General features: G+C 65.9%; 16 protein-coding genes and 1 tRNA gene. 8 read left to right on the forward strand and 9 right to left on the reverse strand.

Annotated elements, in window-relative coordinates; translation table 11 throughout:
- Nucleotides 1-49: 49 nt before the first annotated feature.
- From LPB04_RS08285 to LPB04_RS08295, 3 genes are read left to right on the forward strand one after another with little or no spacing between them, the layout of a single operon-like run.
- Complete coding sequence (locus tag LPB04_RS08285) at nucleotides 50-595, forward strand: YfiR family protein (protein WP_193688222.1); 546 nt, start codon at nucleotides 50-52, stop codon at nucleotides 593-595.
- Entirely contained in the window at nucleotides 592-2,616 is a 2,025-nt protein-coding gene (locus LPB04_RS08290; protein WP_193688223.1) for an ATP-binding protein, read from the forward strand. The genes LPB04_RS08285 and LPB04_RS08290 overlap by 4 nt, the downstream gene beginning before the upstream one ends.
- On the forward strand, nucleotides 2,613-5,177 hold the full coding sequence (locus tag LPB04_RS08295) for an EAL domain-containing protein (RefSeq protein ID WP_193688224.1): 2,565 nt from the start codon (nucleotides 2,613-2,615) through the stop codon (nucleotides 5,175-5,177). Before LPB04_RS08290 ends, LPB04_RS08295 begins: the two co-directional genes overlap by 4 nt.
- A 38-nt stretch (nucleotides 5,178-5,215) precedes the next feature.
- Here LPB04_RS08295 and thiL read toward each other — a convergent pair whose 3' ends face one another.
- Nucleotides 5,216-6,184 carry a thiamine-phosphate kinase gene (gene thiL, locus LPB04_RS08300; protein ID WP_193688225.1) on the reverse strand — a complete coding sequence of 323 codons (969 nt, stop codon included), beginning with the start codon at nucleotides 6,182-6,184 and terminating at the stop codon, nucleotides 5,216-5,218.
- A 316-nt stretch (nucleotides 6,185-6,500) separates the two neighbouring features.
- Here thiL and LPB04_RS08305 point away from each other — a divergent pair, with 316 nt between their 5' ends.
- The 4 genes from LPB04_RS08305 (at nucleotide 6,501) to LPB04_RS08320 (ending at nucleotide 12,353) form a co-directional block, all read left to right on the forward strand.
- Complete coding sequence (locus LPB04_RS08305) at nucleotides 6,501-8,813, forward strand: NADP-dependent malic enzyme (protein WP_193688226.1); 2,313 nt, start codon at nucleotides 6,501-6,503, stop codon at nucleotides 8,811-8,813.
- Between the two features lie 285 nt (nucleotides 8,814-9,098).
- Nucleotides 9,099-10,145: a GDP-mannose 4,6-dehydratase gene (gene gmd, locus LPB04_RS08310; protein WP_193688227.1), complete on the forward strand. Its 1,047-nt coding sequence runs from the start codon at nucleotides 9,099-9,101 to the stop codon at nucleotides 10,143-10,145.
- 1 nt (nucleotide 10,146) lies between these two features.
- Nucleotides 10,147-11,097 carry a GDP-mannose 4,6-dehydratase gene (locus LPB04_RS08315; RefSeq protein ID WP_193688228.1) on the forward strand — a complete coding sequence of 317 codons (951 nt, stop codon included), beginning with the start codon at nucleotides 10,147-10,149 and terminating at the stop codon, nucleotides 11,095-11,097.
- An 83-nt stretch (nucleotides 11,098-11,180) separates the two neighbouring features.
- Entirely contained in the window at nucleotides 11,181-12,353 is a 1,173-nt protein-coding gene (locus LPB04_RS08320) for a glycosyltransferase family 4 protein (RefSeq protein ID WP_193688229.1), read from the forward strand.
- Here LPB04_RS08320 and LPB04_RS08325 read toward each other — a convergent pair.
- Both LPB04_RS08325 and LPB04_RS08330 read right to left on the reverse strand, forming a co-directional pair.
- Nucleotides 12,350-13,345 carry a response regulator gene (locus tag LPB04_RS08325; protein WP_193688230.1) on the reverse strand — a complete coding sequence of 332 codons (996 nt, stop codon included), beginning with the start codon at nucleotides 13,343-13,345 and terminating at the stop codon, nucleotides 12,350-12,352. The genes LPB04_RS08320 and LPB04_RS08325 overlap by 4 nt on opposite strands.
- Nucleotides 13,346-13,376: 31 nt before the next feature.
- Nucleotides 13,377-16,739: an MHYT domain-containing protein gene (locus LPB04_RS08330; RefSeq protein ID WP_193688231.1), complete on the reverse strand. Its 3,363-nt coding sequence runs from the start codon at nucleotides 16,737-16,739 to the stop codon at nucleotides 13,377-13,379.
- A gap of 242 nt (nucleotides 16,740-16,981) precedes the next feature.
- Between LPB04_RS08330 and LPB04_RS08335 the strand changes: the two genes are divergently transcribed.
- Nucleotides 16,982-17,788 (forward strand): substrate-binding periplasmic protein, encoded by an 807-nt coding sequence (locus tag LPB04_RS08335; RefSeq protein ID WP_227496666.1) that lies wholly within the window; start codon nucleotides 16,982-16,984, stop codon nucleotides 17,786-17,788.
- A 24-nt stretch (nucleotides 17,789-17,812) separates the two neighbouring features.
- On the opposite strand, the gene LPB04_RS08340 is transcribed toward LPB04_RS08335, so the two are convergent.
- The 6 genes from LPB04_RS08340 to rho all read right to left on the reverse strand — a co-directional run bounded on the left by LPB04_RS08340 (nucleotide 17,813) and on the right by rho (nucleotide 23,804).
- On the reverse strand, nucleotides 17,813-19,198 hold the full coding sequence (locus LPB04_RS08340) for a GGDEF domain-containing protein (protein WP_193688232.1): 1,386 nt from the start codon (nucleotides 19,196-19,198) through the stop codon (nucleotides 17,813-17,815).
- 5 nt (nucleotides 19,199-19,203) lie between these two features.
- Nucleotides 19,204-19,288, reverse strand: a tRNA-Leu gene (locus LPB04_RS08345).
- On the reverse strand, nucleotides 19,271-19,843 hold the full coding sequence (locus LPB04_RS08350; protein ID WP_193688233.1) for a hypothetical protein: 573 nt from the start codon (nucleotides 19,841-19,843) through the stop codon (nucleotides 19,271-19,273). The genes LPB04_RS08345 and LPB04_RS08350 overlap by 18 nt, the downstream gene beginning before the upstream one ends.
- A 341-nt stretch (nucleotides 19,844-20,184) precedes the next feature.
- A complete protein-coding gene (locus tag LPB04_RS08355; RefSeq protein ID WP_193688234.1) occupies nucleotides 20,185-21,906 on the reverse strand; it encodes an ArnT family glycosyltransferase in 1,722 nt (573 codons plus the stop codon).
- Nucleotides 21,907-22,040: 134 nt separating this feature from the next.
- The gene (locus LPB04_RS08360) at nucleotides 22,041-22,316 is read right to left on the reverse strand and encodes a type B 50S ribosomal protein L31 (protein ID WP_193688235.1); all 276 of its coding nucleotides are present in this window, start codon (nucleotides 22,314-22,316) and stop codon (nucleotides 22,041-22,043) included.
- A gap of 225 nt (nucleotides 22,317-22,541) precedes the next feature.
- The gene (rho, locus tag LPB04_RS08365) at nucleotides 22,542-23,804 is read right to left on the reverse strand and encodes a transcription termination factor Rho (RefSeq protein ID WP_056343345.1); all 1,263 of its coding nucleotides are present in this window, start codon (nucleotides 23,802-23,804) and stop codon (nucleotides 22,542-22,544) included.
- Nucleotides 23,805-23,818: the final 14 nt, after the last annotated feature.

Here is a 23,818-nt window from a genome sequence, read left to right on the forward strand (position 1 = left end):
TGCCGCATGCATTTTTCACGTGCTGCCGGGTAGGCTCGGTCCCATCGTGATGGCTTTCGCCGTCCGGGCCGTGCGCTCGGCGCACCTGTTCCTGTTCGCCCTGTGGCTGCTCGCCGGCGCGGCAGCGGCGCAGCCGGCGCGCCTCGAAGTCCAGGTGAAGGCCGCCTACCTGTATAAATTCGCCGGTTTCGTCGACTGGCCCGGCAGCGTCTTTGTCCGCCCCGACAGCCCGCTCGTGATCGGGGTGGCCGGCAACGATGAACTGGCCGCCCAGCTCGAGCAGGTAATCGCCGGGCGCAGCGTCGGCAGCCATCCGCTGGCGGTGCGGCGCCTGCGCCGCGGCGATTCGCCGGCCGGCCTGCATGTGCTGTACATCGGCGGCCCCGAGCGTTGGCCCGAGCTGCTGGCGAGCGCGCGCGGCCTGCCGCTGCTCACGGTGGGCGAGGGCGCCGAGGTGCCCGGCAACATGATCCGCTTCCTCGTCATCGACGAACACCTGCGCTTCGAAGTGGCGCTTGGCCAGGTGGCGCCGAGCGGGCTCAAAATCAGCGCGCGCCTGCTGGCCGCGGCCGTGCGCGTGACGGGGGCTTCGTGAACCGGCGCTCCTCGATCCGCAAAAAACTGGTGGTGGTCGTGATGGCCACCACCTTCGCCGCGCTGCTGGTGTCGGTCGGCCTGATCATCGGCTACGACCTGCGCAACTACCAGCGCTCCCTGATCAACGACTTGTCGACCCAGGCCGAACTGGTCGGCCACATGACCTCGGCCGCGCTGGCCTTCGACGACCCGCGCCTGGCGGGCGAGAATCTCGCCTTGCTGCGCACCCGGCCGATCGTCGGCGCGGCCGCCATCTACGACGAGCACGGACGCCTGTTCGCCTCGTATGCGGCGCCCGGCGCGCCCGGCGCCTTCCCGCCGCGTCCGGAAGCGCCGGGCGCGCGCAGCGAGGGCCGGCACGTCATGCTGTTCCGCCCGATCGTGGAAAACGGCGAGACCGTCGGCACCGTCTGGCTGCGCGCCGAGAACCGGATGCTGGCGCGCACGCTCGACTACCTGGCGATCGCCCTCGGGGTGATGCTGCTGGCGATGGGCACGGCCTACCTGCTGATGCGGCGCATGGGCCGCGTCATCACGGCGCCGATCGTGGCCGTCACCGAAATCGCGCGCGACGTCGTCGCCACGCGCGACTATTCGCGGCGCGCGCCGCGCGTCGGCAACGACGAGGCGGCGGAACTGGCCGACTCGTTCAACGCGATGCTGACCGAGATCGAGCAGCGCACGCGCGAACTGGAAGACTCGAACGGAGAAATCGTGCGCGAGGCCCAGGAGCGCTCGCGCGCGCAGCAGGAAATCATGCGCCTGAACGAGCAGCTCGAACACCGCGTCGACGAACGTACGCTGCAGCTGGCGCTGGCCAATGCCGAACTGGCGAACGCCATCGACGAGGCGCACAACGCCAACCAGGCGAAATCCGCTTTTCTTTCCTCGATGAGCCATGAGCTGCGCACGCCGCTCAACGCGATCCTCGGCTTCGCGCAGATACTGACCTCCGCATCGCTGCCGACCACCGACACGCAGAAGAAGGAATTCGCGAACCACATCCTGAAGTCGGGGCGGCACCTGCTCACCCTGATCAACGAGATCCTCGACCTGGCGAAAGTCGAATCGGGCACGATTACCCTGTCGATGGAACCGGTGGCGCTGGGCGAGATCCTTGGCGAGTGCCAGACCATGATCGAACCGCTGGCGGCGGCGCGCGGCATCCGCGTGCTGTTCCCGCAGCAGGTGAACGCCGTGCTGCTGGCCGACCGCACGCGCCTGAAACAGGTGCTGCTCAACCTGCTGTCGAACGCGATCAAGTACAACCGCGACGCCGGCGCCGTGGTGCTCGACTGCCAGCAGGCGAGCCCCGGGCGCATGCGCATTTCGGTGCAGGACACCGGCATGGGCCTGCGCCCCGACCAGGTCGACAGCCTGTTCCAGCCATTCAACCGCCTCGGCCAGGAAGCGGGCGCCCAGGAGGGAACCGGCATCGGCCTGGTGGTCACGCGCCGCCTCGTCGAGCTGATGAACGGCACCATCGAGGTCACCAGCAGCCCGAATGTCGGCAGCGTGTTTACGATCGAGCTGGGCACCACCGCGCCGCTGGCTTCGCAGGCCAGCGCCCTCGCTGCGGTCGAGGCCGCGCCGGCTGCCGGCGGCGACGGTGTGCCGCAGCTGGTGCTGTATGTCGAGGACAATCCGGCCAACCTGAAACTGGTCGAGGAGATCGTGCGCTTCCGGCCCGACCTGCGCCTGCTGGCCGCCGGCGACGGCCCGGGCGGCCTGGCGCTGGCGCGCGCGCATCATCCCGACATCATCCTGATGGACCTGAACCTGCCCGGCATGAGCGGCCTCGAAGTGCTGGCGCAACTCCAGCGCGAGCCGGCGACCAGGGACATTCCGGTGATCGCGCTGACGGCGAACGCGATGACGCGCGACATCGAACGCGGCATGGCGGCCGGCTTCTTCCGCTATCTCACCAAGCCGATCGACATCGACAAGTTCAACGAAGCGATCGACCTCACGCTGGCGCACCTGCGCGCAGGCAGGGCAACAGGAGGAACGGCATCGTGATCACGCCCGCCGAAGTGCGCCGCGCGCGCGTGCTGATCGTCGACGACCAGCCGGTCAATGTGCAGCTGCTGGAATATCTGTTAAAAACCACCGGCTACGAGAACGTCCACAGCACCAGCGACCCGCGCCAGGTGGTGTCGCTGCACCTGAAATACCGCTTCGACCTGATCATCCTGGATTTGCACATGCCGCACATGGACGGCTTCCAGGTGATGGAGGCGTTAAAACCGCTGGAAAGCGAATCCTGGCTGCCGGTGCTGGTGGTGACGGCCGAACCGGACAAGAAGCTGGCGGCGCTGGAAGCCGGCGCGCGCGACTTCATCGGCAAACCGCTCGACACGGTCGAGGTGATGACGCGCATCCGCAACCTGCTGGAAGTGCGCCTGATGCACCGCGAGTCGCGCGAATACGGCGCGCGCCTGGAGCGAACGGTGCGCGAGCGGACCGCGGCGCTGGGGCGCTTTCGCAGCGCGATGGACGCCACTACCGACGGCATCTTCCTGATCGACGCGGCCAGCCTGGCGCTGGTCGACGTCAGCGACGGCGCCTGCCGCATGCTCGGCTTCTCGCGTGAGGCGCTGCTGCGCATCGACCCGGTGGCGCTGGGACTGACCACCAGGGCCCAGCTCGAGCGCCACCTGGCCACCAACGGCGCGGCGCACGAGACCGACATCAACGAGACCGAACTGCTGCGCGCCGGCGGAGAAGGCGCGGTGCCGGTCGAGATCAGCTGGCAGTGGCAGGAGGCCGGTTCGAGCAAGCTGCTGATCGCGGTGGCGCGCGACATCAGCGAGCGCCTCCAGGCGCAGCAGCGCCTGAAGCACCTGGCCAGCTTCGACGGCCTCACCGGCCTGCCCAACCGCACCCTGTTCTTCCAGAACCTGCGCGAAGCGATCGAGCTGGCGCAGGATAAGGCCTGGCGCGTGGCGGTGCTGTTCATCACGCTCGACCGTTTTAAGATCGTCAACGATTCACTGGGTCCGGCGCTGGGCGATGAGCTGCTGCGCCAGTTCAGCGACCGCCTGGTGCGCGTGCGCGAACAGCGTGGCGCGGTCGGGCGCCTCGGCGGCGACGAGTTCGCCGTCATCCTCAGCATGACGCGCGAGCAGCAGGGAGAGGCGGCGCACGTCGCCAACGAAATCCGCGAATCGCTGCGCGCGCCCTTCGACCTGAACGGCCAGCATGCCGTGCTCACCGCCAGCATCGGCATCGCCATGTATCCGGATGACGCGGTCGAGCCGGAGACCCTGGTGAAATATGCCGATACGGCGATGGTGCGCGCCAAGGAAGCGGGGCGCGACGGCTACCGCTTCTTCACGGCCGGGATGAATGTGCAGGTCCTGGCCCGGCTCGACCTCGAGCTGGCGCTGCGCAGCGCGCTCGAGGGAGAACAGTTCGTGCTGCATTACCAGCCGAAGCTGGAGCTCAGTACGGGGCGCGTGTGCGGGGTCGAGGCGCTGCTGCGCTGGCACCGGCCCGGCCACGGCCTGGTGTATCCGGCCGAATTCGTGCCGGTGCTGGAAGAAACCGGGATGGTGGTGCGCATCGGCGAGTGGATCATCGACGAGGCCTGCCGCCAGATCGCCGAGTGGCAGGAGGAGGGCGTGCGCGAGCTGCGCGTGGCAGTCAACGTATCGAGCCGCCAGTTCGTCGAGGGAGACCTGGAGGGCGTGGTGCGCGCGGCGCTCGAACGCCACGGCATCGAGCCCGGACTGCTGGAGCTCGAGCTGACCGAAAGCGCGCTGATGACGAATGCCGAGCGCACCATCGAGGTGCTGGAACGATTGAAGGCGCTGGGCATCCGGATCGCGATCGACGACTTCGGCACCGGCTACTCGAGCCTGGCCTATCTGAAACGCTTCCCGATCGATAAACTGAAAATCGATATCGCGTTCGTGCGCGACATCGTCACCAATCCTGACGACGCCGCGATTGCGCTGGCCATCATCAGCATGGCGCACAGCCTGCACATGCAGGTGATCGCCGAGGGTGTCGAGACGCGCGCCCAGATGGCCTACCTGCGGCGCCACCGCTGCGACGAGATCCAAGGTTTTCATTTTTCGCGCGCGCTGCCGGCCGCCCAGCTGGCCCAACTGGTGCGCAAGAACCGCGAGACGCCGGACCGGCCCACCGCCGACGACAGCAACGTCCAGACCATCCTGGTGGTCGACGACGACGTCGATACGCTCACCGCGCTGCACCGCCTGTTCCGCCGCGATAACTACCGGGTGCTGACGGCGTCGACGCCGACCGAGGCCTTCGAGCTGCTGGCGCTGTACCGGGTGCAGGTCGTGATGTGCGACCAGCGCATGCCGGTCATGAGCGGCACCGAGTTCCTGAGCAAGGTAAAGGAGATGTATCCGGACACGATGCGGATCATCCTGTCCGGTTACACGGGCATCAACACCGTGCTCGAATCGATCAACCGCGGGTCGATCTACAAGTTTTATACGAAGCCGTGGAACGATGCGGAGTTGCGCGATAACGTGCGGCTAGCGTTCCGGCATTACTGGATGGAACACGGGCCCTACGATGACCGCAAGGTGCCCAGGACGGGGTGAGCGGCGTCAGCACGCGGCGCATGCGGTACGAGGCCGGATCATTGCCCGCTGAAGTGATCCCACCCCTGCACATCCATCTCCAGCGATTTACCGGCCGCGTCCACCAATCGTAAACCCGGCTGGGCATCGATGGTGCCGACGCGCGTCACCGGCGTACCGGCGGCCGCCGCCGTCGCGATCACGGCCTCGCGCTGGCTGGCCGGGGCTGTAAAACATAGTTCGTAATCGTCGCCGCCGGCCAGCGTAAACCGGCGCCGCAGCGCCAGCGACTGCCCGGCCAGCGCCGGTCCGGCGGGCAGTGCGTCGACATCGAGCGTGGCGCCGACCCGCGACGCTTCGAGGATGTGCCCGAGGTCGCCAATCAATCCGTCGGAAATGTCGAGCGCCGCGTGCGCGATCGGTACCACCGCCAGCGCGCGCCCGAGCTCGATGCGCGGCGTCGGCTGGTGCATGCGCAGGGCGGCGTGGGCCAGGGCCTCGCCATCGAGCGCGATTTCCTTCCAGTAGCCGGCCAGCGCCAGGCGCGCGTCGCCCAGGGTGCCCGAGATCCAGATGTCGTGCCCGGCGCGCGCGGCGTCGCGGCGCAGCGCGTGGCCGGGGGCGATTTCGCCGAACACGGTGATGCAGATCGCCAGCGGGCCGCGTGTGGTATCGCCGCCGATCAGTTCGCAGTCGTGCTGGTCGGCCAGCGCGAACATCCCGCTCGAGAAGGCTTCGAGCCATTCGGGATCTGCGCCGGGCAGCGACAGGGCAAGGGTAAAGCCGACGGGCTTCGCGCCCATCGCCGCCAGGTCGGACAGGTTCACGGCCAGGCATTTATGGCCGAGCATGCGCGGGTCGGCGCCGGCAAAGAAATGGCGGCCTTCGATCAGGAGGTCGGTCGAGACCGCAGTCTGCATGCCGGGCGTCGGGGCCAGCAGGGCGCAGTCGTCGCCGATGCCGAGGACGGCGTGGCCACTACGGGCGCGGCGGAAGTAACGTTTGATGAGGTCGAATTCGGAGAGCATGGGGGCAATTCTACCGCCCGCAGGCAGCACGGGGCGTGCAAGCCCGCTACCCCAAGCGAAGCGTAGCCTGGGCTCCCGAGCCCAGGACTTGGTGCAAGCATCATGTTTGCTTATGATGCACCCCCTTGTCGTAGCCTGGGCTCCCGAGCCCAGGACTCGATGCACGCATCATGTTTGCTTATGATGCACCCCCCTTGCATTAGCAAAACTTGTAGAATCACCAACGTGGAAAATACGTAGCCAATTGATAGCCGAATGAAAGAGTCAGTCTGATAAAATTGGAGGTTCCCCTCTAAGTTCAGGAAGGCTGCATAGCATGGATTCGTCATCGGACAAAAAAGAAGAACTGCGCCAACAACTGCGGGCTGCAGCGCTCGAATACCACCAGTTCCCCCGTCCGGGCAAGATCTCGGTGACCCCGATCAAGGGCCTGCTGAACCAGCGCGACCTGGCCCTGGCCTATTCGCCGGGCGTGGCGGCGCCTTGCGAAGAGATCGTCAAGGACCCGCTGGCGTCGTACAAATACACGTCGCGCGGCAACCTGGTGGCCGTGATCTCGAACGGCACCGCCGTGCTCGGCCTGGGTAACATCGGCCCGCTGGCTTCCAAGCCGGTGATGGAAGGCAAGGGCGTTCTGTTCAAGAAGTTTGCCGCGATCGACGTCTTCGACATCGAGATCGCCGAGAACGATCCCGACAAGCTGGTCGACATCATCGCTTCGCTCGAGCCGACCTTCGGGGGCGTGAACCTGGAAGACATCAAGGCGCCCGAGTGCTTCTACATCGAGCGCAAACTGCGCGAGCGGATGAAGATCCCGGTCTTCCATGACGACCAGCACGGCACCGCGATCATCGTCGGCGCCGCCATCCTGAACGGCCTGAAGGTCGTCAACAAGGACATCAAGAACTGCAAGCTGGTCGTCTCCGGCGCCGGCGCCGCGGCCCTGGCCTGCCTCGACCTGATCGTCGACCTCGGCTTCCCGATCGAAAACATTTTTGTCACCGACCTGGCCGGCGTCGTCTACAAGGGCCGCGTCGAGCTGATGGACCCGGACAAGGAGCGCTTCGCGCAGGATACCGCGCACCGCACCCTGACCGACATCATGCCCGACGCCGACATCTTCCTCGGCCTGTCGGCCGGCGGCGTCCTGAAGCCGGAAATGGTCGCGAAGATGGCGCCGAACCCGATCATCCTGGCGCTGGCCAACCCGAATCCGGAGATCCTGCCGGAAGACGCAAAGGCCGTGCGCAGCGATGTGATCATCGCCACCGGCCGTTCGGACTACCCGAACCAGGTCAACAACGTCCTGTGCTTCCCGTACATCTTCCGCGGCGCCCTCGATTGCGGCGCGACGACGATCACGCGCGAAATGGAAATCGCGGTCGTGCACGCGATCGCCGACCTGGCGCATGCCGAGCAGTCGGACGTGGTCGCCTCGACCTACGGCATCAACAACCTGTCCTTCGGCCCGGAATACCTGATCCCGATGCCGTTCGACCCGCGTTTGCTGACCCATATCGCGCCGGCGGTGGCCAAGGCCGCGATGGACGGCGGCGTCGCTGCCCGCCCGATCGCCGACCTGGCCGCCTACGCCGAAAGCCTGCAGCAGATCGTGTACCGCAGCGGCTCGTTCATGAAGCCGCTGTTCCAGGTCGCCAAGAGCGCCCCGCTCGAGCTCAAGCGCATCGTCTACGCCGAAGGCGAGGACGAGCGCGTGCTGCGAGCGGTGCAGGTGGTGGTCGACGAGCGGCTGGCGCGCCCGATCCTGGTCGGCCGCCCGGCCGTGCTCGAGCAGCGCATCCAGAAGTTCGGCCTGCGCCTGAAGCTGGGCGAGCATTTCGACGTCATCAACCCCGACTTCGACGAGCGTTACCGCGACTACTGGCAGACTTACCACCAGATGGTGATGCGCAAGGGTGTGACCGCGGACATGGCCAAGCTGGCGATGCGCCGCCGCCATACGCTGATCGGCGCGATGATGATCCACAAGGGCGACGCCGACGGCATGATCTGCGGCACCTACGGCACCACCTGGACCCACCTCGACTTCATCGAGAAGGTGCTGGGCAAGCGCGCCGGCGCCAAGGTCTACGCGGCGATGAACTTCGTCATCACCGAAGAGCGCCAGCTGGCGATGGTCGACACCCACGTCAACGAGAACCCGACGGCGGAAGAGCTGGCCGAGATCACGATCATGGCGGCCGAGGAACTCGAGCGCTTCGGCATCACCCCGCGCGTGGCGCTGCTGTCGCATTCGAATTTCGGCACCTCGGACAGCGAGCCGGCGAAGAAGATGCGCACCGCGCTGGCGCTGGTGCAGCAGAAGGCGCCGAACCTGGAAGTCGACGGCGAGATGCACGGCGACGTGGCGCTCGATGCGAAGCTGCGTGCGAAGCTGATGCCGCAATCGACGCTCAAGGGCGACGCCAACCTGGTGGTCATGCCGGACATCGATTCGGCCAACATCGCCTACAACCTGCTCAAGACGGCGGCCGGCAACGGCATCGCGGTCGGCCCGGTCCTGCTCGGCTGCGCCAAACCGGTGCACATCCTGACCCCGTCGGCCACGGTGCGCCGCATCGTCAACATGACGGCGCTGTGCGTCGTCGATGCCGTGTCGAATCGCTGACCAGCCTGGACGATCCGGGCTGATAAAAGTTCAGCCCGGATTTAACAATTCGCTCATCCATTGAGTGGACTCACAGGCGAGCGTGCTCGCCTGTTTTTTTGGGCAGCGACACGTAACAATCCGTAAGCGCTCCCCAGACAAATAGCATTTCGATCAATAATGCCGGCCATGGGCGCCTGTTGTTATGGCGCCCCTGCATCCGTAACAGGCAAAGTCCTCTGTTACAATATGGGGTTGTCAGAAAAGTAGTTGCCACTTGCGGCACTCATCCGGAATTTTCATATCGTGCAGAAAACAACAAAAAGAGCCGTCATCACTGGTATTACTGGTCAGGACGGCGCCTATCTCGCGCAATTGCTGCTCGAGAAGGGTTATCACGTCACCGGTACCTTCCGCCGCGCCAGCTCGACCAATTTCTGGCGTATCGAGGAACTCGGCATTCAGGCGCATCCCAACCTGTCGCTGGTCGAATACGACCTGACCGACCTGGCATCGAGCCTGCGCCTGATCCAGACCGCGCAACCGGATGAGGTCTACAACCTGGCGGCGCAAAGCTTCGTCGGCGTGTCCTTTGACCAGCCCTTGACCACTGCATCGATCACCGGCCTCGGCGCCGTCAACCTGCTCGAGGCGATTCGCCTGATCAATCCGAAGATCCGCTTCTACCAGGCGTCGACCTCGGAAATGTTCGGCAAGGTGCAGGCCATCCCGCAGGTCGAGGAGACCCCGTTCTACCCGCGCAGCCCGTACGGCGTGGCCAAGCTGTACGCGCACTGGATGACGATCAACTACCGCGAGAGCTACGGCATCTTCGGTTCCTCGGGCATCCTGTTCAACCACGAGTCGCCGCTGCGCGGCCGCGAGTTCGTCACCCGCAAGATCACCGATTCGGTCGCGAAGATCGTCCTGAACAAGCTCGACGTGCTCGAACTGGGCAACCTCGACGCCAAGCGCGACTGGGGCTTTGCCAAAGAGTACGTGGAAGGCATGTGGCGCATGTTGCAGGCCGACCAGCCTGACACCTACGTGCTGGCAACGAACCGTACCGAGACCGTGCGCGACTTCGTGACGATGGCCTTCAAGGCTGCCGGTATTACGCTCGAATTCCAGGGCAGCGGCGAAAACGAAACCGGCGTCTGCACCAAGAGCGGCAAGACCCTGGTGCGCATCTCGCCGAAGTTCTACCGCCCGGCGGAAGTCGAACTCCTGATCGGCGATCCGGCCAAGGCCAAGCGCGAGCTTGGCTGGGAACCGAAAACGACGCTCGAGGAGCTGTGCCAGATGATGGTCGACGCCGACCTGCGGCGCAACGAGCAGGGCTTTTCGTTCTGACATGAGCACCGTGCGCGATCCGCAGCCTGAGGCAGGCCCGCGCGAAGGCGAGGGCAAGCGTGCCCTGATCACCGGCCTGCGCGGCTTTACCGGCTATTATGTGGCACGCGAACTGGCGGCCGCCGGCTACCGTGTGTTCGGCACGGTCATGCCGGGCAACGATCTCGGCACCGACGTGCTGGCGGTCGACTTGTGCGACCGCGCGGCGGTCGGCGCCATGGTCGAGCAGGTACAACCGGACGTGGTCGTGCACCTGGCCGGGATCGCCTTTGTCGCCCACAGCGACGTCGAGCAGATCTACCGCGTCAACCTGGTCGGCACCCGCAACCTGCTCGAAGCGCTGGCGGCGCTGCGCCACAAGCCGTCGAGCGTGCTGCTGGCGTCCTCGGCCAACATCTACGGCAATGCCAGCGTGCCCGTCATCACCGAAGACGTCGCCGCGGCGCCGGCCAACGATTACGCTGTCAGCAAGCTGGCCATGGAATACATGGCGCGCCTGTGGATGGACAAGTTGCCTATCGTCATCGTGCGGCCCTTCAATTACACTGGCCAGGGGCAGGGCGACAACTTCCTGTTGCCGAAGATCGTCTCGCATTTCCGGCGCAAGGAAGCGCGCATAGAACTGGGCAACCTGGCCATTGCGCGCGATTTTTCCGACGTGCGCATGGTGGCGCGCAGCTACCGTAAATTGTTGGCCGCCGCGCCGGCGGGCGAGGCATTCAATGTGTGTTCCGGCCGCAGCCACTCGCTGGGCGAGGTAATCGATCTCGTTTCCGACATCGCGGGCTACCGCATCGAGGTGCAAGTCAATCCCGCCTTTGTGCGCGTCAACGACGTCCTGACTCTGTCGGGGAGCAATGAAAAGCTGGCCGCCGTCATCGGGCCGCTCGAACCACCGCCGTTGGTGGACACCTTGCGCTGGATGGTCGAGGGCGTGCCCTCGACAGGCTGACCATAAACCGGCCGGCGTCAGGGAAAGCGCCGGGTCCGGTCTGCGCACCCCGACGCCGGGCCCGTCCTTTTTCGATCGTATCTATGCGCGTCCTTCATTTCTACAAGACCTACTACCCCGACAGCGTCGGCGGTATCGAGCAGGTCATCCGCCAGCTGTGCGTCGGCACCGGCCGCCTCGGCGTGACCAACACGGTGCTGTCGCTGTCGCGCGAGCAGAACCTGGTGCCGATCGCCTTCGAGGGGCACACCGTGCACCGCGTGCCGCTCGACTTCGAGCTCGCTTCGAATGCCTGCTCGGTGGCTTCCCTCGGCGCGCTGGCGCGCCTGGCGCGCGAAGCCGATGTCGTGCACTACCACTTCCCGTGGCCCTTCATGGACCTGGCCCACTTCCTGGCGCGCGTGAAGAAGCCGACCGTGGTCAGCTACCACTCCGACATCGTGCGCCAGAAGAAGCTGCTGCGCCTGTACCAGCCCCTGAAACAGCGCTTCCTGCGCAGTGTCGACGCGATCGTCGCCGCCTCGCCCGACTACATGGAATCGTCGCCGGTGCTGGGGCGCTACCGCGACAAGACCCGTGTCATCACCTACGGCCTGGACCGGGACACCTACCCGCAGCCAGATCCGCAGCGCCTGGCCCGGTGGCGCGAGCGCTTCGGTCCGAAGTTCTTCCTGTTCGTCGGCGTGCTGCGCTATTACAAGGGCCTGCACGTGCTGCTCGAGGCGGTGGCCGGGACGAACTATCCGGTGGTGATCGTCGGCGCCGGGCCCGAGGAAGCACGCCTGAAAGCCCAGGCACTGAGCCTTGGCCTGAACAATGTGACCTTCGTGGGCGCCGTCGACGAGGAAGACAAGGTGGCCTTGCTGACCCTGTGCTATGCGCTGGCCTTCCCCTCGCACCTGCGCTCGGAAGCCTTCGGCATCTCGCTGCTGGAAGGGGCGATGTACGGCAAGCCGATGATCTCGTGCGACATCGGCAGCGGCACCACCTATATCAACATCGACGGCGAGACGGGCCTGGTGACGCCGCCGGCCGACGCGCCGGCACTGCGCGCGGCCATGCGCACGCTGTGGGACAACCCGGATATGGCGCGCGAGATGGGCGCCCGTGCCGGCGAACGTTTCCAGAAAGTGTTCACGGCCGAGCAGATGGCGACCAGCTACGCGGCGCTGTACCGCGAAGTGGTGGCCCGCCGTGCCGCCACGCCCGGGATGGTGACGCCGGGCGTCGCGCCCGGCGCCAAGACGGCGGATTAAACTTTCTCCGCCCAGCGCTCGCGCACGGTACGGATCGCCGGCAGCTGGGCCACGAACAGGTCGATCAGGGCCGGGTCGAAATGCTTGCCCTTCTGCTGCACCATGTGCTCGATCGCTTCCTCTTCGCTCCAGGCCCGCTTGTACGGGCGGACCGAGGTCAGCGCATCGAACACGTCGGCAATCGCCACGATGCGTCCCGTGAGCGGGATGGCGTCACCCACCAAGCCGTTCGGATAGCCGCTGCCGTCATATTTCTCATGGTGCGTCATCGCGATCTCGTGGGCCAGCTTCAGCATGCCGTCGCTGTGCTCGCCGATGATTTCGGCGCCGATGGCCGCGTGGCTCTGCATTACCTTCCATTCGTCGGCATCGAGCGGTCCCGCCTTTTGCAGGATGCGGTCGGGGATGCCGATCTTGCCGACGTCGTGCATCGGCGCCGCATGCAATAAATCGTCCGCTTCCTGTTCCGTCATGCCGGCCGCCAGGCCCAGGATCTGCGAAAAATGGCTCATGCGGATCACGTGCAGGCCGGTCTCGTTGTCCTTGTACTCGGCCGCCAGGCCAAGGCGCTGGACGATCGCGAGGCGCGAGGCTTTCAGTTCTTCCATCCGCACCAGGGAAAGGTGGGTGCGCACGCGCGCGCGCACCACCGGCGGGCTGACCGGCTTGGTGATGTAGTCGACCGCGCCGGCCTCGAAACCCTCGAGTTCGTCGGCCGTGTCGGACAGGGCGGTCACGAAGATGACGGGAATCGGCGCCGTCAGCGGATTGGCCTTCAGGGCCGCGCAGACTTCATAGCCGCTCATCCCCGGCATCATCACGTCGAGCAGCACCAAATCCGGTTTTTCCTTGTTGGCCAGCTCCAGGGCGCGCGCGCCGTCCTTGGCGAACAGCAGGCGGTAGTGGTCTTGCAGGATCTGGCGCAGCAACTGCAGGTTGCTCGCTTCGTCGTCGACCGCCAGGATCAGCGGCTTGTTACTGGTCATGCTCATTACATCGTTTCCTGTTGCTTTGGATTGTCGTTCAGGCGTCGTCGTGTTCGGCGAGCGCTTCCAGCGCGGCGTCGAGCTGCTGCTGGGCGAGGTCGAAGTCGAAGTCGGCCAGCGCCGCCTGGACTTGCGTGACGCGGGCGGCCACCGGATGGCCGGACAGCGCCGCAGCCAGGCCGGCCAGCGCGGCGTCGTCGAGCGCGCCGCGATTCAGGGCGTCGCGCAGCAGGCGGCCGGCGCGCAGGGCGCGCGGCAGGTCGACTGCGCTTTGCGGGGCGGCCGGCGCGTTGCTGGCGGCCGGGCGCTCGGCGCGGATCGCCAGGATCGCCGCGGCATGCGCCGCCTCGACCTTGGCCAGGGCTTCCGGCAGCAGTGCCACGCCGGCCAGCGCCTGGCCCTTTTCGCCTTCGGCCAGCTGTTCCAGCGCGGCCAGCGCATCGGCCAGCAATTCCAGGCCGATATTCGCGCCGACACCCCGCGCTTTATGCGCCAGCATGCGCAGCGACGGGTAGTCGGCGCTGGCCAGGAAGCCTTGCAGGAACTGCGGCAGCATCGCGTGCTGGCTGTGGAAGTGTTCCAGCGCTTCGCGCCAGGCGTCTTCCTTGCCGCCCCAGCGGTTCAGGCCGGCCACGCGGTTGAGCGCATGGCGTTCGAGGACCGGCGCCACTTCCGCATGCGGATTGCCGGAGCCGAGGCCGAGCACGCGCGCGATCTCGTGCGACAGCGTGACCCAGTCGACCGGCTTCGAAGCGAAACCGTCCATGCCGACCTGCACGCTGGCGCGGCGGTGTTCGGGGAGCACGCTGGCCGTCATCGCGATCACCGGCACCCGCGGGCGGCCGGTTGCCTGTTCCTGTTCGCGGATGCGGCGCGTGGCGGCGAGACCGTCGAGTACCGGCATCTGGAAGTCCATCAGCACCAGGTCGAATTCCTGGCGCCCGGCCAGGTCGACCACGGCGCCGCCGTCGGACACCGCCGTCATCGTATGGCCGCGGCGCGCGAGCAGCAACTGCAGCAGCTCGAGGTTCTGCGGCACGTCGTCGGCCGCCAGCACGCGCAGCGGCGGCAGGGCGGCGGCGGTGCGCACGCGCGCCTGCTGCGGCGCGAAGCGCGCCACCAACAGCGGCAGCACCACGTGGAAGGTCGTGCCTGCGCCGACGGTGCTCTCGGCCCAGATCTTCCCGCCCATCAGCTCGACCAATTGTTTACTGATCGTGGTACCGAGGCCGGTGCCGCCGAAGCGGCGCGTCATCGAGGCGTCGGCCTGGGTGAACGGGTCGAAGATGGCCTGCAGGCGTTCCGGGGCGATGCCGATGCCGGTGTCCTGCACGCTGAAGTGCAGCATGCCGTCCTGCTGTTCGGCGCGCAGGGTCACGCTGCCGGCGGCGGTGAACTTGATCGCGTTGTCGAGCAGGTTCGTCAGCACCTGGCGGATGCGCAGCTCGTCGCCGCGCAGGTTCGTCGGCAGGGCCGGGTCGTAATGGATGTCGACCTGCAGGCCCTTGGCGCGCGCGTTCGCGGCCAGCGTCGAGGACAGTTCGTCGATCAGGGACAGCAAATTGAAATCGTTGACCTCGAGTTCGACCGCGCCTTTTTCCAGTTTCGCGGTGTCGAGGATCTCGTTCAGCAGGCGCAGCAGCGAACGGCCGTTGCTGCGCACGGTGTCGAGGTGGCGCCGCTGTTCCGGAGCCAGGTCTCCGTCCAGCAGGACGTCGGTGAAGCCGAGGATCGAATTCATCGGCGTGCGGATTTCGTGGCTCATGTTGGCGACGAAACTGGCGCGCGCGGCGGCGGCCTGCTCGGCCGCGTCCTTCGCCTGGCGCAGCGCGTCTTCCATCGTGCGGCGTTCGCTGATGTCGAGGATCACGCCGTCGAGCCAGGTCAGTTTGCCTGCTTCGTCGCGCACGCCGGTGCCGTTCTCCCACAGCCAGCGGGTCGAGCCGTCGGCGTGAAGAAGGCGGTATTCGACCAGGTAGGGGCGGTCTTCCGCGAGCGCCGCCGCAATCGCCTCGGACACGCGCACGCGGTCGGCGGCGTGGATCAGGGCGCCGAAGCAGCGGCGCGGCGCTGTGTTGGCACCGTCTGCCGGCGGATCGCCCAGGAAATCACGCGCCGGATAGCCGGCCACGCGTTCGACGGCGTCGCTGATGAAGACCATCGGGTGCGCGCCTTCGATCCGGCTGCGGTAGGAAATGCCGGGGATGGTGCCGATCAGGGAGCGGAACTGCTGTTCGCTGGCGCGCAGGGCGGCCACCATTTCGCGGCGTTCGGAGATGTCGGTGACGAAGCAGACGAAGAGCTCGCGCTCCTGCATCCGCGCGTGGCCGACGGCGACGCGCAGCGGCACCAGGCTGCCGTCGCGGCGCACGGCATCGACTTCTTCATTGTTGGGCGCCGCGTGGGCGCTGCTGTCGCGCAGGTAGCCGAGCAGGCCGGCCTGCTCGTTGGCGCGCTCGGCCTCGGTCATCAGGAGGCGGATGTTGCCGCCGACGATGTCGGCGCGGCGCCAGCCGAAGATCTTTTCGGCCGAGGCATTGAATTCCTCGATCGTGCCTTCGCGGTCGATCGTGATCACGCCGTCCACCGTCGTGGTGAGCAGGGCGCGCATCCAGGCTTCGCTGCGCGAGAGTTCGAGGTACAGCTGGCGGTAGCGCAGCAGGCCGTTCGCGGCCAGTACGACGACCGTGAACAGCACCGTGATCAGGGAGATCGCCAGCGCCAGGAAGGTGGTGTCGGAGGCGACGGCGTCCTTGCCGACCGTGCCCACGAAACGCGCGGCCGCCATGGCGGTGTAGTGCATGCCGGTGACCGCGCAGCCCATGACGATGGCCGCCAGCAGCAGGCGCCGGCCTTCGCTCACGCGGCGCAGGCGCGCCAGGCCGAAACGCACCCACAGCGCCAGCGTGGCCAGCACCACCGCCACCACGATCGACAGGCCGAACATCAGGGGATCGTAGCGCAGGTCGAGACTCATGCGCATGCCGGCCATGCCGGAATAGTGCATCGCGCCGATGCCGGCACCGAGCAGCACGCCGCCCACCAGCAGGCTGGGGGTGCCGATCCGTTCGCGCGCGATCAGGCTCAGCGCCACGAAGGAGGCGCCGATGCTCGGCAGGTTCGACAGGATGGTGATCATCGGGTCGTAGGTAACCTGTGTGCACAGGTTAAAGGCGAGCATGCCGATGAAGTGCATCGACCAGACGCCGGCGCCGAGCGCCAGGCTGCCGGTGAGCAGGAACAGGGTGCGCTGGCGGGTCTGCTGGCGCGCCTGGCCGGCGATTTGCAGTCCCATCCAGGACGAAAAGATAGCCACGAGCAAGGACAGCACGACCAGTTTCGGGTCGTACACACCGTAACTGAGCAACGACGGATCGTCGGGCAACATGAAAAGCGACATGGGAGGTCCGGCAGAAGAGGTCGCCCGAACAGGCGACGTAATCGTCAGTATGACATTTTCCATACGGAAAGTCTTGTCTGGATTTGTCGAAATTGCCGAACATGCAAGCCTTTGTCGCGCGCATGCCACCATAAGGATGAGCATATTGCCAGGCCGCAGGCAAGGGCAGGCCGTTACGGTATGCTGCGTGGATGCGGGGCACTTTTCGCGCGCTTTTACATTGCCCAGGATGGGTGCACGATATGCTGATTCGACAATTTCGATGGGCGGCGCTGGCCATGGCCTGCCTGCTTGGCGCCGGCCCGGCAGGGGCGGATACGGACGCCGATGCAAGCGCGGATGCGGGTGCGCGGGCGGGCCGTCCCGGGGCGCTGTACATCACGACCGAGGCCGCGGCCCCGTCGAGCATGCTCGACAGCGAGGGCAGCGTGATCGGCATCTCGACCGACAAGGTGCGGGCGGCCCTGGACCGTGCCGGCATGGCCTACACGATCGAGCTGCTGCCCTGGAAGCGCGCCTATGCCGCCGCCCACGACCGGCTTGACGCCTGCGTCTACTCCACCACCCGCACGCCGGAGCGCGAAGCCTTGTTCAAATGGGTGGGGCCGATCGACAGCGCCGAATGGGTCCTGATGGCGCGCGCCGACCACCACTTCGCCCTGCGCACGCTCGACGATGCGCGCCCCTACCGGATCGGCACCTATAACGGCGACGCCCGCGAGCAGTACCTGCGCAGCCGCGGCTTCCGGGTCGACTCGGCGCCGAACGACCTGACCAATCCGCGCAAGCTCTTATTGGGCCGCATCGACCTCTGGGCCGCCGCCCTGCGCGTGGGTAGCCCCGTGCTCGAGCAGAACGGCTGGGCCGGCCAGATCGTGCCGGTGCTGGTGTTCAACCGCCTGGACGTCTATCTTGCCTGCCACCGCGCCATGCCGGACGCGCTCATTGCGCGCCTGAACGGGGCCTTCGCCGCGCTCGCGCGGGAGGGAACGATGCGCAAGATCGAGCGGGCCTACGATAACTGGTCGGTGCGGCAGCCGGCGAAATAGCCGCGTTGCGCGCCGCGTTGGCGGCTACATGAGAAAATCCTGGTGCGCGACGCCGCTGGCTTGTGCAGGCATGTTCACGGAAGGACGCACCTGGTTACGCCCCGTATTCTTGGCGTGGTACACGGCAGCGTCGGCCCTGGCCAGCAATTCAGCGATACTTTGCCCTTGCTCCATTGTTGAAACGCCAATCGACACCGTGACCTGCACGCGCGGCTTTTCCAGCAGAGGAGACTGCGCAATGCCCTTGCGAATGCGTTCCGCCACTTCGAGAGCGACGCCCAGGGCCGTCTGCGGCAGCACGACCAAAAATTCCTCGCCGCCGAAGCGGGCGCAAAAATCTCCCGGCCGCAAGTCAGCGCGTAACCTGTGCGCGAAAGCGCGCAAGACATCGTCGCCGACCATGTGACCCAGTTCATCGTTAATCTGTTTGAAGAAATCGATGTCGAGCATCAGGATGGAAAAGGGCTGGTAAGCGACGGTTTGCAGCTCGACTTGCTGCTTGAGGAAGTTGTCGAGTGCCCGGCGGTTCCACTGCCCGGTCAGCGCGTCGGTCGCGGCATCGAGCTCCACCTTCTGCAGCGCCGAGCGCAGCTGGGCAGCCAGTAATCCATTCGCATACTGCAAGCGAATGCCTTCCATCAGACGTTGTGCGATGGCGCGCGAATAGTAGGCGGTGAGGGCGATGAACACGCCCAGGCCGGCAGCGAAATCGAGCGCGCTTGGACTATTGGACGCGGTCAATAAACCCAGTACCGACACCGCCAGCTGGACGCCGATCTGCGAATAATAGGCCGATACGTAGGTACCGTAGACTTGGGCATTGATGGAGGTGACGCCGCACAGCAGGGCCATCAGGATGGCGTCCAGGACGGGGTCGTATCCGACCAGGAACCACGTCGACAAGCCCCATCCGAAGCCATCGAGCGCGGCGACCCAGTGCACCCAGCTGCGATGCACATCCACCTTCGAACCGGCGCCGATCACCCGCTGTAAAACGAACAGGCTGCCCGCCCAGACAAAGGCAGCCGTTGCCAGCCACGACACGATCGAGCCCAGCGGCACGCGGCCCCAGCAGAACCATACCGCAAGCGACCATCCAACCGGCGTCGTCGTGAGTGCGCGCCGCAGCGCGATCACGCATTCCGAAAAACCTTTGGCACGGGCAATGGCCGTGTCGGATTGGCTGATGGAGTCGATGGTGCTCACGGCCTGCCTGTACGCTTGGATAAAGGGTGGACTGGGAGTAAAACCTGCCGGTTGAGCAAGAAAATTATCCCAAGGCAATTGATTTAGTTGTCGAGGATAGCACACAAGTAGCCGCGAGATTGCTATCTGTTGGGCTGCAGGCACAGCGCTACAAAAGCAAAAACCCGCGTTCTCCAAAGAAGAACGCGGGTTTTTTATATTCATGCGTGTGGTGCCGGGAACCGGAATCGAACCGGTACGCCTCGCGGCGCGGGATTTTGAGTCCCGTGCGTCTACCTATTCCGCCATCCCGGCAACGCGCTCCGCATTATCGCTGATTTGGATTGCAGCGGCAACAGTTTCCCGGCTTGAAAGATCGGTGCGGCAGGTGGCGGGGACGGCGGGAGCGGTCGACGCGGCCGGTCCGGCCAGCGCCGCCTGCAGGGCGCGCAGGGTCGGGATCGGGCCGACGACTTCGAGGACATGGGGCTGGATGCGCACGCTGAGCGAGCGCGTGCGCCAGCCGCGGGCGGTGCTGGCGTAACGGATGCGGTCGGGGCCGGCGCATACCTGCGCGTAGCCGAGGTCGGCGAGCGCGCTGTCGAGCGTGGCGCGCAGGTGGCGCGCATCGAAGCGGGTGCTGACGTCGAGCCGGCCGGGGGCGGGCGTGCACAGCGGCAGGGCCAGGCCGGCCAGCACCGGCAGCACGATGCAGGCGAGCGGGGCGCCGGGATCGAGCAGGCGCAGGGCCAGCACCAGCAGCGGCGTGCCGAGCGCCAGCGTCAGGCCGTAGGCGGCCAGCGGCGACAGGCGGCGCGGTCCGGCACCGCGCGGTGCCCCGACGATTTCCGAGAACATTACGCTTTTCATGTTGTCTCCTCTTAGGGGCGAATCTGGATCGGCATGGCCTTTGTCATTGTCGGCCCCGCTTGCGCCCTGGAGTTGACGTGACTCAATAAATCTGCCCGGGCGCACGTCGACCCGCCGAACCACCGCCAACTTGCCGATGGCGACACCATGGAAACGACTTTTGTTCGTACCGGGAGCAGTACTCCTGGCCGTCCTCACGGGCGCACCGCTGGCTGGCGCTGGGCGCTCGACGGCGCCCGCGTCAAGACGCCGGAGGCTTTGCTGCGGGCGGCCATCGGCATATTCCACACTTAACGCGAACAGCGCCAAAAGAAAAGCCGCCCAAGGGGGCGGCTTGACGGTCAGCGGGCGCGCCGGTACAGGCGGAAGCGCTCGTCGCGGTCGGAGGCACGCCGGCCTTCCCACAGCAGCGTGGCGCCGCGCGTGCCCCAGGTGCGCGACAGGAGGCGGTCGTCGCGCGTCTTGACCCGGTCCTGCAGCAGCACGTAATCGCACTGGCCGCCTTCGACGCCGACAAACGGCAGGCGACCGTAGTAGGCGAAGGAGGCGCGCTGGGCCGCGCCCACGTTGGTGTCGATGCAGTTCGCGTCCGCCGGCAGCTTGGCGGCGAGGGCCTGTGCCACGCCGGCGTAGCTCTTGCTGTAGTTCAGGTCCTGCAGGAACAGGGTCATCAGCAGCACCCACAGCAGGATCAGGCCGCTGGACGACAGCACGACGGCGCGCCACAGCACCGTTCTCTGGCGCGACACGCGCCAGCGCACCAGCCAGATCCAGCCGATCGAGACGGCGGCCGCCACGGTGAAGGCGATGATGCCGAATTCCGGCACGAAGCCCGGCACCAGCTTGAGGGCATTGTGCGACAGCTGGGCCGGCCAGCCCGTCAGTTTGGCGATCCAGAACAGCCAGACCAGGGCGGCGAGGGTCGTCAGCGCCATCACCGAGAACCAGTCGATGGCGTTGATCGCGCCGCGCTTCATCGTCGGCAGGCCGAAGGCGGCCATCAGGGCCAGCGGCGGCAGCAGTTTCAGCAGGTCGCCGGTCTCGGGCGACGGGTCGCACAGGAACAGCGCGGTCAGGGCGCCCAGGAAGGTCAGCGGCAATACGATGTGCAGCATGTTTTCCTGGCGCCGCCAGGCCCAGATCGCCCAGCCGGCGAAGGGCCAGGCCGGCCAGAAGAACCAGACGCCGACCCGGAAGAAGGCTTTTGCCGAGGTCCAGCTCGGCACGTCGAACTGGCCCATGTGCGCGCCGAACCAGGCCGCCACCGGCGACTCGCCGTAGGGCTGCACCAGGGTCGCCGGCAGGATCCAGACCAGGGCCAGGGCCAGCGCCGCGACCGCCGCCACCGCCATGTGGCGCAGCGCGCTGGCGGCCGGGATGCGGAAGAAACGCGTGCATAGCAGCAGCGCCAGCAGCAGGACGACCGGCGACACCGGCCCGCGCGTGAGCGCCAGCGCGCCCAGCGCCAGGCCGACCAGGGCCGCGTTGCGGACGCTGGCGGTCTCGATATAGCGCACCGCGCGGTACAGGAAATAGGCGACCAGCGAGCCCTGCAGGGTGACGGCCAGGGTTTCGTGGCTGTACAGCAGCAGGCCGAGCGAGCCGAGGTAGACGAGGACGGTGGTGTCGGCCAGGGTGCGGCCATAGGCGTCGGGTTCCGGCTGGCCGCCGAAGGCCAGGCGCAGCGGCTGTGCTTCGGGCCGGCGGCCGAGGTGGAAAGCGGTGTACCAGAGCGACATGCCGCCGGTGACGAACATGCCGATGTTCGACACGCGCGCGGCCAGCACGTCGCCCAGCATCCAGCCGAACAGCTTGATGCAGATGGCGCCCAGCCAGAACACCAGCGGGCCATCGTCCGTGCTCGGGAGGCCGGCGACGTTCGGATACAGCCAGTCGTTCAGGCCGCCGCGGGCCATGGTCCACATGATGCCGAAGCTGCCGGCGTCGTCCTTCCACGGATCGCGGCCGATCAGCCCCGGCAGGATATACAGCAGGCCGAGTGCGAACAAGGCCCAGCGCGGCAGGGCCAGCGTGGCGGCGGCGGGGAGGCGGACTGGTTTCATCGATAAGTCTGATGTCTGGAATTAATGTCGCGCTAGTATAGCGAGGAATAAAAAGATGAAAAAAAAGAAGCCGAACGGCTTCTTTTTTTGAGACCCTGGCGGGCTTCGGGAAGCCCGCGTGGGGCTTCCTGAAATTAACCTTCGTTGTTCGCGACTGCGGTCTTCGAACCGACGGCGCCGAACTTCTGGCGGAACTTCTCGACGCGACCAGCGGTGTCGACGATCTTGTGCTTGCCGGTGAAGAACGGGTGCGATTCAGCCGAGACTTCGATCTTGATCAGTGGGTAGTCCTTGCCTTCGTGGTTGATCGTCTCGCGGGTAGCGATGGTCGAACGGGTCACGAATTTGAAGTCGCACGACACGTCGTGGAAGACGACTTCGCGGTAATCTGGATGGGTTTCGGTTTTCATGTTTCTGCCTTGGGTTTATTTGGTAGCCAAACAGCACTTCGTCGGTCGTCTTGCTTCGTGACCCGATTGCCGCTCACTTGCCAGTTGAACTGCTGAACCGACGATTATAAATCGGTTGGGCGGCCGTGGCAACCGCACGCAGGGTGGTCGCGGCGTTTACGCGTGGGCACCTGCGCAAACAAAAAAGGGCAGCCGCAGCTGCCCTTGTCGATGCTTTAACGGTAATTAGCCGCCGCGGCGCATCATGTCGAAGAACTCGATATTCGTCTTCGTCGCACGCATCTTGTCGAGGATGAACTCCATCGCTTCGATCTCGTCCATCGAGTACAGCAGCTTGCGCAGGATCCAGATCTTTTGCAGCTGGTCCGGCTTGATCAGCAGTTCTTCGCGGCGGGTACCCGATTTGTTCAGGTTGATCGCCGGGTAGACGCGCTTCTCGGCCAGGCGGCGCTCGAGGTGCACTTCCATGTTGCCGGTGCCCTTGAATTCTTCGTAGATGACGTCGTCCATGCGCGAGCCCGTTTCGATCAGGGCGGTCGCGACGATGGTCAGCGAGCCGCCTTCTTCGACGTTACGGGCGGCGCCGAAGAAACGCTTCGGACGCTGCAGCGCGTTGGCGTCGACACCGCCGGTCAGCACCTTGCCCGAAGCCGGGATCACGGTGTTGTAGGCACGCGCCAGGCGGGTGATCGAGTCGAGCAGGATCACGACGTCCTTCTTCATTTCGACCAGGCGCTTGGCCTTTTCCAGCACCATCTCGGCAACCTGCACGTGGCGCGTCGCCGGTTCGTCGAAGGTCGAGGCCACGACTTCGCCGCGCACCGAACGCTGCATCTCGGTCACTTCCTCAGGACGCTCGTCGATCAGCAGGACGATCAGGGTCACGTCAGGATGATTCGCGGTGATCGCGTGGGCGATGTGCTGCAGCATGACCGATTTGCCGGACTTCGGCGACGCGACCAGCAGGCCGCGCTGGCCCTTGCCGATCGGGGAAATCAGGTCGACGATGCGGCCGGTGATGTTTTCGGCGCCGTTCATGTCGCGCTCGAGGCGCAGCGGCTCGTTCGGGTGCAGCGGCGTCAGGTTTTCAAACAGGATGCGGTGCTTCGAGGCTTCCGGCGATTCGCCGTTGACCTTGTCCACCTTTACCAAAGCGAAATAACGTTCGCCGTCTTTCGGCGTGCGTACTTCGCCTTCGATCGAGTCACCCGTATGCAGGTTGAAGCGGCGGATCTGCGACGGCGAGATATAGATGTCGTCGGTCGAGGCCATGTAACTGGCATCGGGCGAACGCAGGAAGCCGAAGCCGTCCGGCAGGACTTCGAGGGCGCCGTCGCCGAAGATCTGCTCGCCGGACTTGGCGCGCTTCTTCAGGATCGCGAACATCAGTTCCTGCTTGCGCAGGCGGGCTGCGTTGTCGATGTCGAGGCCGATGGCCATCTCCAGCAGCGCGGAGACGTGCATTGCCTTCAGTTCAGATAAGTGCATGTTGTGTGGGTGTC

Origin of the sequence: Massilia litorea (genome assembly GCF_015101885.1) — a bacterium.
GTDB lineage: Bacteria > Pseudomonadota > Gammaproteobacteria > Burkholderiales > Burkholderiaceae_D > Telluria > Telluria litorea.

Bases quoted from the DNA above. Each gene is read 5' to 3' on its own strand.
- LPB04_RS08285 (WP_193688222.1), top strand. From the start codon at position 50: ATGGCTTTCGCCGTCCGGGCCGTGCGCTCGGCGCACCTGTTCCTGTTC.
- thiL (WP_193688225.1), bottom strand. From the start codon at position 6,184: ATGCTCTCCGAATTCGACCTCATCAAACGTTACTTCCGCCGCGCCCGT.
- LPB04_RS08305 (WP_193688226.1), top strand. From the start codon at position 6,501: ATGGATTCGTCATCGGACAAAAAAGAAGAACTGCGCCAACAACTGCGG.
- LPB04_RS08315 (WP_193688228.1), top strand. From the start codon at position 10,147: ATGAGCACCGTGCGCGATCCGCAGCCTGAGGCAGGCCCGCGCGAAGGC.
- LPB04_RS08320 (WP_193688229.1), top strand. From the start codon at position 11,181: ATGCGCGTCCTTCATTTCTACAAGACCTACTACCCCGACAGCGTCGGC.
- LPB04_RS08325 (WP_193688230.1), bottom strand. From the start codon at position 13,345: ATGAGCATGACCAGTAACAAGCCGCTGATCCTGGCGGTCGACGACGAA.
- LPB04_RS08330 (WP_193688231.1), bottom strand. From the start codon at position 16,739: ATGTCGCTTTTCATGTTGCCCGACGATCCGTCGTTGCTCAGTTACGGT.
- LPB04_RS08335 (WP_227496666.1), top strand. From the start codon at position 16,982: ATGCTGATTCGACAATTTCGATGGGCGGCGCTGGCCATGGCCTGCCTG.
- LPB04_RS08340 (WP_193688232.1), bottom strand. From the start codon at position 19,198: ATGAATATAAAAAACCCGCGTTCTTCTTTGGAGAACGCGGGTTTTTGC.
- LPB04_RS08350 (WP_193688233.1), bottom strand. From the start codon at position 19,843: ATGAAAAGCGTAATGTTCTCGGAAATCGTCGGGGCACCGCGCGGTGCC.
- LPB04_RS08355 (WP_193688234.1), bottom strand. From the start codon at position 21,906: ATGAAACCAGTCCGCCTCCCCGCCGCCGCCACGCTGGCCCTGCCGCGC.
- LPB04_RS08360 (WP_193688235.1), bottom strand. From the start codon at position 22,316: ATGAAAACCGAAACCCATCCAGATTACCGCGAAGTCGTCTTCCACGAC.
- rho (WP_056343345.1), bottom strand. From the start codon at position 23,804: ATGCACTTATCTGAACTGAAGGCAATGCACGTCTCCGCGCTGCTGGAG.